This is a genomic window from Desulfosporosinus paludis (genome assembly GCF_045689965.1).
GTDB lineage: Bacteria > Bacillota > Desulfitobacteriia > Desulfitobacteriales > Desulfitobacteriaceae > Desulfosporosinus > Desulfosporosinus paludis.
The window spans coordinates 529,625-542,714 of the sequence record NZ_CP144211.1; the positions used below are offsets into that span (position 1 = coordinate 529,625).

12 protein-coding genes and 1 pseudogene are annotated in these 13,090 nt (G+C 42.8%); all 13 read right to left on the minus strand.

Features of this window, described 5'->3' with window-relative positions; genetic code table 11:
* Positions 1–222 precede the first annotated feature (222 nt).
* On the minus strand, positions 223–1,191 hold the full coding sequence (locus VZF35_RS02715) for a polyprenyl synthetase family protein (RefSeq protein WP_407310748.1): 969 nt from the start codon (positions 1,189–1,191) through the stop codon (positions 223–225).
* A gap of 7 nt (positions 1,192–1,198) precedes the next feature.
* The gene (locus tag VZF35_RS02720) at positions 1,199–1,555 is read right to left on the minus strand and encodes a twin-arginine translocase TatA/TatE family subunit (RefSeq protein WP_407310750.1); all 357 of its coding nucleotides are present in this window, start codon (positions 1,553–1,555) and stop codon (positions 1,199–1,201) included.
* 54 nt (positions 1,556–1,609) lie between these two features.
* A complete protein-coding gene (gene tatC, locus VZF35_RS02725; protein WP_407310752.1) occupies positions 1,610–2,368 on the minus strand; it encodes a twin-arginine translocase subunit TatC in 759 nt (252 codons plus the stop codon).
* A gap of 5 nt (positions 2,369–2,373) precedes the next feature.
* Positions 2,374–3,455: pseudogene (gene mqnC, locus VZF35_RS02730) on the minus strand (cyclic dehypoxanthinyl futalosine synthase).
* Positions 3,456–3,473: 18 nt separating this feature from the next.
* Positions 3,474–4,577 carry an aminofutalosine synthase MqnE gene (gene mqnE, locus VZF35_RS02735; protein ID WP_407314416.1) on the minus strand — a complete coding sequence of 368 codons (1,104 nt, stop codon included), beginning with the start codon at positions 4,575–4,577 and terminating at the stop codon, positions 3,474–3,476.
* An 18-nt stretch (positions 4,578–4,595) separates the two neighbouring features.
* Positions 4,596–5,450 (minus strand): UbiA-like polyprenyltransferase, encoded by an 855-nt coding sequence (locus VZF35_RS02740; protein WP_407310754.1) that lies wholly within the window; start codon positions 5,448–5,450, stop codon positions 4,596–4,598.
* A 15-nt stretch (positions 5,451–5,465) separates the two neighbouring features.
* Entirely contained in the window at positions 5,466–6,233 is a 768-nt protein-coding gene (locus tag VZF35_RS02745) for a polyprenyl synthetase family protein (protein WP_407310756.1), read from the minus strand.
* Between the two features lie 269 nt (positions 6,234–6,502).
* Positions 6,503–6,880: an adenosylmethionine decarboxylase gene (gene speD / locus VZF35_RS02750; protein ID WP_308898867.1), complete on the minus strand. Its 378-nt coding sequence runs from the start codon at positions 6,878–6,880 to the stop codon at positions 6,503–6,505.
* Positions 6,881–7,266: 386 nt separating this feature from the next.
* Positions 7,267–8,430, minus strand: coding sequence for an iron-containing alcohol dehydrogenase (locus tag VZF35_RS02755; RefSeq protein WP_407310758.1), 1,164 nt, complete (start codon positions 8,428–8,430; stop codon positions 7,267–7,269).
* Between the two features lie 406 nt (positions 8,431–8,836).
* Positions 8,837–9,448: an alpha-ribazole phosphatase gene (gene cobC / locus VZF35_RS02760; RefSeq protein ID WP_407310760.1), complete on the minus strand. Its 612-nt coding sequence runs from the start codon at positions 9,446–9,448 to the stop codon at positions 8,837–8,839.
* Positions 9,449–9,460: 12 nt separating this feature from the next.
* The gene (locus tag VZF35_RS02765; RefSeq protein ID WP_407310762.1) at positions 9,461–10,576 is read right to left on the minus strand and encodes an XdhC family protein; all 1,116 of its coding nucleotides are present in this window, start codon (positions 10,574–10,576) and stop codon (positions 9,461–9,463) included.
* 5 nt (positions 10,577–10,581) lie between these two features.
* On the minus strand, positions 10,582–11,739 hold the full coding sequence (locus VZF35_RS02770; protein ID WP_407310764.1) for a DVU_1551 family NTP transferase: 1,158 nt from the start codon (positions 11,737–11,739) through the stop codon (positions 10,582–10,584).
* Positions 11,699–13,087 carry a DVU_1553 family AMP-dependent CoA ligase gene (locus VZF35_RS02775; RefSeq protein WP_407310766.1) on the minus strand — a complete coding sequence of 463 codons (1,389 nt, stop codon included), beginning with the start codon at positions 13,085–13,087 and terminating at the stop codon, positions 11,699–11,701. Before VZF35_RS02775 ends, VZF35_RS02770 begins: the two co-directional genes overlap by 41 nt.
* Positions 13,088–13,090: the final 3 nt, after the last annotated feature.

Genomic DNA, 13,090 nt, shown 5'->3' on the forward strand with positions numbered 1-13,090 from the left:
TATCACATGTTGTTCGTTTTGAATATACCTAAATATGTCCCAAAATGTGGTATTATGAACAGCAGTAATCTGCAAATCAGAGTCGAATTTATCTGATTTGTATCAAAAAAGAGTCCTGTAAATAATTTACAGGACTCTTTCCTCTTCTTTTATTCATTTTGGATAGTGCCTATCAAGAATTAAAGACTAGACCAATTGACCTTGAGATGGTAGTCCACTATTCTAGAACTTTCGGACCGCGATAAAATCCGCTAGGTCCTCTAATGCCTTTCGTGCAGGAACCTGAGGCAAATCCTGAAGATGTTTCTTAGCCTTTTTAATATAAGCATCGACGATTTGCATAGACTGATCGATGGCTCCTGTCGCTTTAATTAAGTTAATGGTCTCAGTTACCTCATCATCAGTCTTGTCCATTTTGGCCAACAATGACTGGAGAGGAGAATCGTTTGACGAGGATTGAAGGGCCAAGATCATCGGCAAGGTCATGATCCCTTGACGCAGGTCTCCACCGATTGGTTTCCCAAACTCGGAAGGCTTAGCAGTGATATCTAACACGTCATCAACTATCTGAAAGGCCATACCCAAGGAGTGCCCATAAGCACCCAATGCCCAGACCTGACGCCTCGGCGCCTCTGAAACTAAAGCCCCTAGTTTGCAGCATGCGGATATCAACAAGGCAGTTTTTCGCTTTATTCTAAAATAATACTGCTTAAGATTCTGCTCGACATCGAAAGATGCTTTAATCTGTTGAATTTCGCCTTGGCACATTTCAACACACACCTCAGCCAAGATCCGTGCAACCTCAGGATGATCGATTTCCGAGATAAGAATTAAGGATTTTGCCAGCAAATAGTCCCCTGTTTCAATAGAAACGATATTTCCCCAGTTTGCTTTGACCGTCGGTCTTCCTCTTCTTGTCGTCGAGGCATCAACGACATCATCGTGCACCAACGTGGCCATATGAATCAGCTCTAAAGCCATGGCAACAGGTATAAGCTTTTCCGTCGAATAAGCATAGAATTTCCCGGCCAAAAGCGTAAAAGCCGGACGTAATCGTTTACCACCGGCAGCCAATAAATGAATACCAGAATCTTGGAGAATCGGATAGTCCGTCTCCACAAATTTGGTTAGTTCTCTCTCAACCCGTTGAAGATCTGAATTTATCTGATTGAAGAGCCAGAGTTGTTTCAAAACCGATTCACCTGCTCGCACCCTTTTCTACATAAGATACCATATCTGATGGCAGTTCCGCCAGCGGATCAGCTGGTTTTTCATCCTCAAATGTTAATAATTCTTCGTTTGTTTGGGAATCTTCCGTCTCACTCGGTGTCTGGGGCGGTTTCGCTCCCGGTAAATGCTCGGTCAAATCCAGTGCTTTATTCAATACATTACTAGGCATATCTATTGAACCCTGAATTTCTTTCGTTACATCTTGAGTTGCTTTGCGAATTTCATAGACCACCTTACCAATGGTTCGAGCGATTTCCGGTAAATCTTCAGGTCCAAACAAGATCAAAGCAATACCCATAATTAGGAGGATTTCCGTAAAGCCCATTTTTCTGCCCCCTTATCCGCTAGCATTCATTCCTTGATCCATCCCGTTTCATACTCACTGAGCTGCCAGTTGTTTATCTCTCTTTCGTGCGACGAGATAACCCAGCCAGATGCTGATTTCAAAGAGGAAATACATGGGGCCGGCCATGAGAAGTTGAGTAAATAAGTCCGGGGTAGGAGAAACGACAGCTGCTAATATAATGATTATCAAGATAGCCCAACGTCTCTTTTTCGCTAAAGTTTTAGGAGATAACACTCCAATACGAATTAATATCAAGAGGACAATCGGCAGTTGGAAAACGAGACCAAAGGTCAAGAGGAACGTCATAAGAAAACCCAAGTATGATGTTTTCGTGACAAAAGGTGTTGATTGAACAGTGCCGCCGCCAGCATAAAGTAAGAACTTAATTCCCATTGGCAAGACGACATAAAAGCACAGGGCAGCTCCACAAAGGAATAGGAAAACAGAGCTCGGAACAATCATATAGAGGTATTTTTTTTCATTCTGCTTTAAAGCAGGTAAGACAAAACTCCAAATCTGCCACAGTATAATAGGAAGGGCTAAAGTGATTCCAATGCATAAGGAAACTTTCAGCTTAACTAACATAGGTTCCATAGGAGTTGTTGTAATGAACGTAATATTTTTTAACTGTATCACTGGACGAGCCATATAGGCAAAGGCTTGATCACTGAAGAACCATCCGATGACAGTTCCGACTGCTACGGCATACGCAGCAATCACCAGTACCTTACGAAGAGCAAGAACGTGCTCTAAAAGCGGCATATTGCCTTCCCCACGCGTTCGCCTGCGCATTCCGACTACACTTCCTTCCCGTAGACCTTTAACTGCTCATAATACGTATTGCGTTGAACTGCTTGATAACCAGCATCTTCAATGCAACGAATGATTTCCCGTAAAGGAACACGAGTTTGCACTCCGGCAGCACGAACAACGTTTTCTTCAAGCATAGTACTGCCAAAATCATTAGCTCCAAAACGCAAGGCCACTTGGGCCATTTTAGCTCCTTGAGTAACCCAGGAGGCTTGGATATTAGGGACATTATCCAGCATCAGACGTGCAACCGCAAGAGTTCGCAAATACTCGACTCCCGTACTGCCTTCTCCGCCCAGCTCTGTATTCGTCGGAGCAAAACTCCAAGGTATAAACGCCGTAAATCCGCCTGTGCGGTCCTGAGCCTCTCGGACGTGTATCATATGCAATATTCGTTCTTCAAATGTCTCGACATGTCCAAACATCATCGTCGCAGTGGATTTCATGCCAAGACTATGGGCAGTAGTCATTACATCCATCCACTGCCGCCATTTTATTTTGTTAGGGCTAATGAGATGCCGAACCCGATCTTCGAGGATCTCAGCTCCTCCCCGGGAATTGAATCCAGTCCCGCATCTCTGAGGCGGCCAATGACTTCCTCGAGGCTTAACTTTGATTTTTCGGCAAGATCCCAGATCTCAGGAGGACTAAACGAATGTATATGAATTTTGAAATGAGCTTTAATATCGCGCAGCATCTTTTCGAAGTATTCCAGATCCAGATCAGGATGTAATCCTCCCTGAATTAAGAGCTGAGTTCCTCCAACCGCCACTGTCTCTTCAATCTTAGCATGTAATTCATCCCGTGACAAAATAAATCCTTGAGAATCCCCAGGTTTGCAGTAATACGCGCAAAACTTACATTGACAAGAGCAGATATTTGTATAGTTGATATTTCTGTCTACCACAAACGTCACGGCTTTTTCCGGATGCATCTGCTCCCGAATGAGGTCAGCTCCCTGCCCCAAAGAAAGCAAATCAGCGTCCTCTAAAAGTCTGACTCCATCAGCGACTGATAACCGTTCTCCGGCTAAACGTTTCTCGATGATATGTAGGGTCTCTAAATGCATACCTACTCACTCTTTCCTCTAATTGGCTTTCAGGACACGATAAAGAGTATCCCTTTCCACCGCATCTCGTCCCGCCTTCTGAATCATCTGGATAAGGGCGCGTTTAGTCATCACCTGACTAGTCTCAGCTCCCGCCGAGTGAATAATCCGCTCTTCCACAACTGTCCCGTCGAGATCATCTACCCCAAAAGCTAAAGAAACTTGTGCTAATTTAGGGCCCAGCATAATCCAAAAGGACTTGATATGGTCAAAATTATCCAAGAGAATTCTCGAAACCGCCAACATTTTCAAATCTTCAAATCCCGTAGTACTGTCTACTCCCATATGCCCTTCTAATTGAGTATTTTTCGGGTAGAAAGGGAGTGGTATAAAGGTTAGAAAACCTCCGGTGCGATCTTGTAAATCTCGAAGCTGAAGGAGATGATCAATTCGTTCTTCAGTAGTCTCGATATGACCATAAAGCATTGTAGCATTCGTCCGCATGCCTAAGCCATGAGCTGTTTCTTGGATTTCCAGCCAGCGCTTTCCTGAAACTTTCTTCTCACAGATTTTTGCTCGGACGCGAGGCGAAAAAACCTCTGCTCCGCCGCCAGGCAGAGAATCGAGGCCGGCTTCCATTAATTTCTGTAAAACCTCGTTCAAAGATAGTTCCGTAATTTGGGTAAAATAATCGACTTCCACCGCTGTAAAGGCTTGAATACAAGCTTGAGGTAAAATCCGCTTTACTCTGCGCAGCATCTCCAGATAATATTCAAAAGGAAGCTCAGGATTTAATCCACCGACAATATGGATTTCTGAGACTCCTTCTTGGGCTGCTTCATGAGCCGCCTTTTCGACCTCATCAAGAGTTAAGGTAAAGGCCTGGGGATCTTCTTTTTTAACCCCATAGGCACAAAAATGGCAGAGATTCGTGCAGACATTGGTATGATTGATATGGCGATTGACAATAAAATATGTCTTATTGCCATTCTTTTGTTCGCGTTTAAGATTGGCCATATATCCAAGAGCCAAGATATCTTGGCTCTTCATTAGGCGAACGCCGTCCTCGAAATCTAAGCGTTCACCCTTTTCCACCTTTTTAATCAAATCATACAGTTGACTTTGAGCAAACAATGAGGCCAGATCGTCCCCCTCCTTTTTTTAGTGTAAAATGATCAGGTCTAAAATTGAAAATACGAAAAGCATAACACTTAAATATCCGTTTAAATCAAAAAAGGCAACTCCTACTTTAGAGAGATCGCTGGCCGAGACAATACGATGCTGACGAAAAAGCAACACTATTGCTATCCCAACTCCTAGGTAATAAATCCAACTCATGCTCATTACAACCCCAACTGAGATAAAAAACAAGGGTGCCAGGATATGCAGAACGGATGAGATCTCCAGGCCTCTCTGAACCCCGAAAATGGCCGGTATTGAATGCAGCCCCTCTTTTCGGTCAAACTCTACATCTTGACAAGCATAAACGATATCAAAACCCGCAACCCAAGTAATCACTCCCAAACCTAAAAGAATAGGTGCCAAGGCCCAATGTCCGGTCACTCCAATCCAAGCTCCGGGAGAGGCTAATCCCAATGAGATTCCCAAGACAAAATGACAAGCCCAGGTAAACCGTTTGGTGTAGGAGTACAATACTAAGAAAAAGACAGCAATTGGCATTAACCATAATGCTAGAAAATTGAGTTTGTAAGCCGAGTATCCTAACAATAAAAACGAAAGCACAGTGTAGAGATAGACTTCTTTTACTCTAAGCTGACCAGCTGGTAAGGCCCGCTGGGCTGTTCTAGGATTACGAGCATCAATATGGCGGTCAATTAAACGGTTTAAGGACATTGCCGCTGTCCTCGCCCCAACCATTGCTAGGGTAATCCAGAACAATTTCGCACCTGTCGGAATTCCGTTTGACGCTAGAAACGCTCCTAAATAGGCAAAGGGCAGGGCAAAAAGAGTGTGTTCAAACTTAATCATTTCCAAAAAAACTTTAATCTTATTCATTTTCTACTCCGTTCCTTATGATCCAGCCTCATGGAGATAGTTGTCCGGAGCTAGCTGCATGGCTATAAAATGATACACCTCACGCAGCGGTTGTAGTTGAAGTTGAGTTCCAGACGAAATCTCATTGAGAATATCGTTCGCTCTCTGGAGAATTGATAGAACTACGCTTTTTTCAAGGCACTGTTTTGAAGCTCCCCAGGCCATCCCCAGCTCTAAACCAAACGCTTCAAGCTGACTTTGAATTGGGAGGGAAACATTTGCCAGTTCGGCACTAAGCCGAGCCGCTAATGCTGTCAGGGATGCGCTCTCTTTTTCAATAATTTTTAACCATTCGTCCCTGCTTAGTTTCTTGTCACGAGAAATCCAACGAGAAATTCCCCCTTCACTCATAGTTCCAATAACTTGAGCTAAGGGGGCTAAAAATGGTAAAAGCTTTTCCTGGCAAAGTTCCAAGAAAAACTTACCATATAATAAATCTCCGACCAGTACCGGAAACTGGCGAAGCTCTTCAGCAAGGTCATCATTATCTTTCATCAACTTATGAACTTGATTGGCCATATAAATTAACTGGACAATTGCTGCCAAAGCATCCGATTTTTGACCTTGATCAGCACAAGATCGACTGACAGCTAAGACTATCGCTGGGCAAACTGTTTTATCCAGTTCATCCATATCCAGATGAACCAATTCTTCAAATCTAGCGGCTCTAAAATTTATTTCTTCGCGCAACCGCGCTTGTACTAAGTTCAACTTCTCTAAGAAGCTGAATTCTAGCGGCATCATGTTATCGCTCCTTGTCTTGCATTCAGACATTAACCTATTACTTATTCTATATATTTAGTAAAAGTCCTGCCCATTTATTTATTCTACAGTGATAATATGACATTATTATTCCCATTGTATGTACATGAACTCGAAATACAATAGACCCTGCAACTTCGTCAGTTACAAGGTCTATCTAGTACCCATCAGAAAGTCAAACTTTTGAATGGCATAAGTCAGAATTTCTTTATCCGCACTCGTTTTAGTCCGGAGTAAAATAAATATCCCTCCTAAATATTTACCGCTTTCTTAGGATCCTCTACTATTCCTCGTTTAATTTCCGTTGCAGTCATATGACCTGCTTTGAAATGATCTGTTAAATAGTTGCATGCATCCCAGGGATTGACACGGTCCCCGCAAGTAAAGACGTCAACTGCTGCGTATCCAAGTTCTGGCCAAGTGTGAATGGCTAAGTGTGATTCAGAAATTACTACAACACCGCTTACCCCTTGAGGACTGAACTTATGAAACGCTACCTCACGCACCTCAGCACCTGCCTCCAGGGCTGCGTCGACCATCAAAGTTTCGACTTTTTCCCTATCATTTAAAATGTCGAAACTACACCCATAAATTTCAGCCAACACATGACGTCCAAGAGAATTTGCCAATTGTGATCTTTGCCCCCTTCTCTACTAAAAAACATGAAGGAACCTGAGCCTACCGCATTTTCATGGGTTCTCCCAAATTTCCATCAGGTTAAATTTTAGCACAAAGTTCAGTGTTGTCAATAAAAAATTATACTTATTCGTGATATCACTGAATAGATTATAATTTTTCTAGGATAAGGTATGATAATGTCTGATTTTCTTCAAATTACTCAAGTATTCACTCCCTATCATATGAAATAAAATCTCTTTCTGAACATCGTCCATAACAACAATTCGACAATCCTTTTTCTCCTTGAAATTCACAAAAGAGAAACCGTTAGCTAATACGGTTTCTCTCTCCTGTCTGGACAACATAGTTTGTCTCAAGTTCTTTGAAATATCGGTAACTACATGGCGTTCTTATAGATCTGAATCACTTGTTCAAGGGTTGCCTTTCGCGGATTAGTTAATTGACAGGCATCCAATTTCGCATTGCCGGCCATGAGTGCGAAGTCTTCTTCTTTGGCACCCAGTGCAGCCAGCCCTGTAGGAATTCCGACATCTTGAGAAAGGGTAATGATTGCGCTAAAACATTTTTCGGCTGCCTCTCTGGCAGAAAGCCCTGTGATATTTTCTCCCATGGCTTCAGCAATTTCGCCGTAACGCTCGACATTGCCAATCATATTGAAGCGTGAAACATGAGGGAGAAGGATAGCATTGCAGACACCATGAGGTAAATTGTAGAATCCGCCTAATTGATGAGCCATGGCATGAACATAACCTAAACTGGCGTTATTGAAAGCCATACCTGCTAATAATTGAGCATAAGCCATTTGTTCACGTGCTTCGAAATCATCCCCATTTGCCACAGCACGGCGCAGATACTTACTGATTAATTTAAAAGCCATTAGAGCAGCAGAATCTGTCACAGGCGTAGCAATCGTGGAAACATACGCCTCTACGGCATGGGTGAGGGCATCCATCCCTGTGGCAGCGGTTAAACTAGGCGGTTGTTTCATCATTAACAAGGGATCATTAATTGAAACATTTGGGGTTACATGCCAGTCAACAATGGCCATCTTAATATGCCGTGTAACATCGGTAATTATGCAGAATCTTGTCATTTCCGCAGCCGTCCCGGCAGTTGTATTAATAGCAATCATCGGAGCCATCGGTAAGGGAGATTTGTCGACACCTTCATAGTCATTAATTCTTCCGCCATTACCTGCAACAAGTCCGATTCCTTTTGCACAGTCATGAGAAGATCCTCCGCCGACGGAAACGATCAAATTACAGCCCTCTTTTGTGTAAATATCAAAGCCATCATGGACGTTCTTATCCGTCGGATTTGGCTCAGCACCACCATAAATAACAACTTCAAGACCTTCTTTGCTGATAATATCAGCAATTTCTTGTGCCATACCAATTTTCTCGAGGTAAGCATCTGTCACCAACAGCACTTTTGTTCCTCCGAGTAACTTGGCTTGTTTTCCTGTTTCTTGAGCTGCTCCGGCTCCCATGAGATTTACTGTTGGCATGTAATAACCATAAACTTGGTGAACGACTGACATATTTTTTTCCTCCCATTTCCTTGGCGTTTGCCATTAATTGTTTCTCAATAGAGACTTTTCGCCTGACATTCATTGTCACTTGAAGATGTCTTATCTATATTGCAAAACTCATGCCAAGAATCTGAATATTTGGTTATCACCTTCAGCAAGGATAATTCCTCAAGTTTTTTGAGGTTTAATTTTATAAATTCAGATTTTTAATAAAATTTTTATTTTTCTGCTCTAGTTTGGAACACTTTATTCGGAACAAACGTTTAATTCTGGAACAGTATTTTGGTTGAGTTTAAGAGCTGATGTCTTAGATAGGGATATAAAGAAAACTTAAGAAAGTATTTAACGAAGTTATGCCTTCTGCTAGTACAAAAAGGTTAAATTGTTTAATCTTGTTGATTAACAATTTAACCTTTTAAGATCTGCTCCAGTTATTTGTATGGTTAAGAAAATTTAGACAGTATTTAGAATCTTTTTTAGAGATCAAATTTATACAGCCATAGTTTTGTTCAAAACGAAAAACGTTATCCAAGGCTACCCCCAGCACGTGGCATAAAATGACTCTGTTCACACCAGCATGCCCAACAATTAAAATGGTGGTTTCATCGGCTTGAACAAATCGTTCAAAGATAGGAATAACTCGTTTGTAACAGTCAGCAAAGCTTTCTCCCTTAGGTGAACTGTAATTGGCAATATCTTCACCACGTTCTCTAAACTTCTCGGGATACTTAGCTTTAATTTCCGAAAAGAGTTTACCCTCCCAATCGCCCATATTCAATTCCCGTAACTCTGCGCAAGCCGCAGGAATGATTGAATGAGCTGAAGCAACGATCTTGGCAGTTTGTTGCGCTCTTCCTAAATCGCTGCTATAAATCTTATCTAAAGATATCCGGCTGAATATTTCTTTTAAAACGGCAGCCTGCTTCACTCCAAGAGTACTTAACGGAAGGTCCAATTGACCGATATAGCGTTTGTCTCCTCCTAGATCGATATCACCGTGTCTAACTAAATAAATGAGTTTATCCATCGTACTTCAGGATCATTTCATTTTACTGCTCTGATCCATCTCCCTTTGAACTTTTATCAACTCACTGAGGATGCTTACGGCTAATTCTTCCGGGGTTTCTGCCCCGATTTTTAGACCAATTGGAGAATAAAGTCGTTGCAATAAATCGCTTGGAACTCCTTCTTCCTCCAATTCAGCCTTCAAGGCTTTAACCCTTTTGCGGCTGCCAATCATGCCAACATAGGCGGCCGGTTGTTGGATTACTTTCCGCAAACAGACCTTGTCATAGCGATGCCCTCTGGTGACAATGACAACGAAGGTTTGTGGATTGATTGTAATAGAATCTAAGACTTTTTCAAAATCATCACAAATAACCCTATCCGCAGTACCGAATCGGATAGGATTTGCAAACGATGGACGATCATCGACGACTGTAACCTCGTAGCCAACTATTTTAGCCATGATGGCAAGTGGATGCGCAATATGACCGGCACCCAAAATCAACAATTGTACAATCGTTGTTGGTGGTTCCAGCACTAAACGAAAAGCAGCTTTTGTCACTGAGGTTTCACAGGGTTCAAACTCAGAATTCAGGCTGACTAATAACGGATGGCATCGTTTTCCGTTTACTTTGGCACTCTCCTGGGCAACTCGATTCAGTTTTTCTAAACCAAGATCCCCTATGACGTCTCCGGTATCCTTAACAACAAGCTTATTCCCAATCAATCGTTCCTCGGTCGCTTCAATCACAGTGAACAAGATGGGGTTATTACGGCCCTCTTCTAACGCTGATAAATAGTCTTTGAAGAGCTGAGTGTGCTCTCGTGACCGTTGAGAACCCAAGTAATCAATGAATAATCCCATGATCCCACCGCAAACCATTCCCTCATCCTGAGCAATATCCGCAGTCATATTCAAATAATGGATCTTGGAAGCACGTGTGTATAAAACGTTTAGGGCCTCCCGCCTGGCCTCAGCCTCACCGCATCCACCGCCGATGGTACCTACAATCGTACCGTCGGCAAAAACTAACATTTTAGCTCCTGGCTTACGAGGAGTTGACCCAAGTGCGCTGGTTATAGTGACTAAGGCAACCTCCAGATTTTGTTCATAGGCTTTTTTCAGCCCAAGGAATACTTCATTTTCCATTAACCTTACCCCTCTAAGTTAGTCTTCCATAGATCATGTAAAGGAATTTTAATGATTTCTTCTATTCTGGTCTGGATTTTTTCAGCATCGTTAAATCGGCGCTTAATATTACTTATCACCATTTGATCATTTTTATGCTGTTCTAGAGGAACGGCAAAACGATCTTGAAGTGAAATAATCCGATCTTCTATCACAAGTTTATCTGCCAAATAGACGATTTCTTTTTCTGATAAGGGCTGGTCAGGATTCAGGCAAATATCCATGTGTTCTGCCACAATGTTCGCTACTTCTGGATAATTTAGGAGCATTCTCGCTCCTGCCTGGGCATGGTGTGGTTCACCTTTGGCCAAATCATGCAGCAATGCGGCAGTCCTAATTAAGTCAAGGTTCATTGGACAGCCAAGCCTAATTAACGAGTTGCCTATTGTATAACTAAGCTGGGCAACCTGCTTGCAGTGATCAATCACTTTTAACGGAGTATTGGCGTTTCTGATAAGCTCATAACACTCTTCCTCCGATGGCAGTTGGATGTCACCACAATACTTCAGCATCTTATGGTAGTCCTCCAACGTGTCCATGTCAAGCAAAATGCCCGGGTCTATAACATCAACATCTGCGGCATCATATTCATGCTCTTCGAGCAAAGATCTCATTCCACCGGGTTTATCCCAGTCCAATACTCTGTTTACATAATTTCTGGAAATTAAAGGTGGATGCCCCCGCATACCCTGATAAGACGGATAGATAATCCCAAATTCATTAGAACTGAACTTGTTTGCAAGCGCTTCTAAGGTATGACTGCTAACGATCGGATTATCGACGGGCAAGAGAAAAAAACCCCTTACTTCGGGAGGGAGACTTTTAACTCCAGCACTTACCGAGGAAAACATCCCTTCGGGAAAATTAGCGTTCAGGATAATCTGAACTCCTAGTCTCCTTAATATAGGCAACAATTCGTTTGACCGATGTCCAACCACAACCCGAATATCCTTGATCCCTCCATCCAGAAAACTGTGTACGGCTTGTTCTAAGACGGTGCTCCCGCTCAGCGGCAAAAGTGGCTTAAAACGTTTCATCCGAAAAGAGTATCCTGCGGCTACTATAATTGCAGCTAATGAACCCTTACCCTGTTTGCCCTCTTGCTCGGCCAACACTCTTGACACTCCCTCTCTTGTCTCTAATCTGTCGTTTAGCTGGGCCTTTTCTTGATATTATTTCAGGACTTGAAACAAAATTTAAAAACACCTTCAAACTGCCATTCTGACGGGCAGCCAGGACGACGGGAATTTTATCAACAGCCTGCAACACTCTGCGTTCCGTTTCCAAGGAAACAGAATCCTTTAACTGTACCGCGAGATGCAAGTGGCTTTCTTTTTCTGAACCACCCTCTGTTAGAGTTACCTCAAAATTGAGGACTTTGTCCAGATCAAACAAAACCTCATCAAAGTCCGCCATAGATAGGTAAGCGGTCTGGGTCAGATAAACCCGATCTCTGGACTTTATCAGTTCCAGTCGCTTTAATACCGTATGACACGCACAAGGGCCTGAGATAAACCTGGACAGATCACCGGTACGATAGCGAATTAAGGGCATCGCTGATCTGGTCAAAGTGGTCAAAACTATCTCCCCTAACTGCCCGTCCGTGACAGGCAAGCCTGAACTGGGATCGATGATTTCAATATAGAGATCAGCCTCTCTAAGGTGATAACCACAGAAGCCTTCACATTCAAGTCCACCGCCTAATCCCATCTCAGTCATGCCATAGTGGTTAAACACCTGACATCCCCATAACTCTTTAAGTTCTTTAACAATCGCTAAGGGTACATAATCGGTGCTTAATAAAACACTTTTTATAGTCAGAGAGGGTGAGCTGCCCTTTGAATCTTTAAACCTTGCTAAACTCAGCACTTGTGTGGGGATGCCGACTAGACCATTGATATTCTCTCGTTTAATCTGTTCTAGGGTTAACTCCGGATTCGTAACCAGGCCGTGAACAATCCCTGTTACACCCGCTCTTTCTAAACCTAAGCGCAGTAAATCTCCAACACTGCCCCGTATTTCCCCCGGCAGCAAAATTAAAACTCTATCTCCGGGCTTTACCAAGGTTAACATGCCGTGATGAAAGAAATCGATGGTCAATTCTTGATCCGCCTCAGTGAAAAATAGGCGTTTAGGTTTACCTGTTGTGCCGGAACTCTGTAACGTGACGATCCTGTTGATATCATTTTGGGAAACACACAAGAAATCGAGAGGATCTTCTTTTACATCTTCAGAAGTTGTAAAAGGCAGTTTTGAGACATCTTGAAGGGTTGATATCTTACAATCCAAGCCTGAGTATAAACGTTGATAAAAACGGCTGTTACTGCTTACCCATTCAAGGGTCTCCTGTAGCTTGCCCAACTGATAGTCCTCAATTTGCTTTCTGGTCAAAACACCTGAGTTTTCTCCTGAGCTATCTCCAGAAATTTTACGCTTTATCCAAGGCTCCAGCGAGGTGGTTTTAATCCCCAAACT

Excerpts from the sequence above, each read along its gene's own strand:
- VZF35_RS02720 (WP_407310750.1), bottom strand. The coding sequence starts at position 1,555 with ATGGGCTTTACGGAAATCCTCCTAATTATGGGTATTGCTTTGATCTTG.
- tatC (WP_407310752.1), bottom strand. The coding sequence starts at position 2,368 with ATGCGCAGGCGAACGCGTGGGGAAGGCAATATGCCGCTTTTAGAGCAC.
- VZF35_RS02740 (WP_407310754.1), bottom strand. The coding sequence starts at position 5,450 with ATGAATAAGATTAAAGTTTTTTTGGAAATGATTAAGTTTGAACACACT.
- VZF35_RS02745 (WP_407310756.1), bottom strand. The coding sequence starts at position 6,233 with ATGATGCCGCTAGAATTCAGCTTCTTAGAGAAGTTGAACTTAGTACAA.
- VZF35_RS02755 (WP_407310758.1), bottom strand. The coding sequence starts at position 8,430 with ATGTCAGTCGTTCACCAAGTTTATGGTTATTACATGCCAACAGTAAAT.
- cobC (WP_407310760.1), bottom strand. The coding sequence starts at position 9,448 with ATGGATAAACTCATTTATTTAGTTAGACACGGTGATATCGATCTAGGA.
- VZF35_RS02765 (WP_407310762.1), bottom strand. The coding sequence starts at position 10,576 with ATGGAAAATGAAGTATTCCTTGGGCTGAAAAAAGCCTATGAACAAAAT.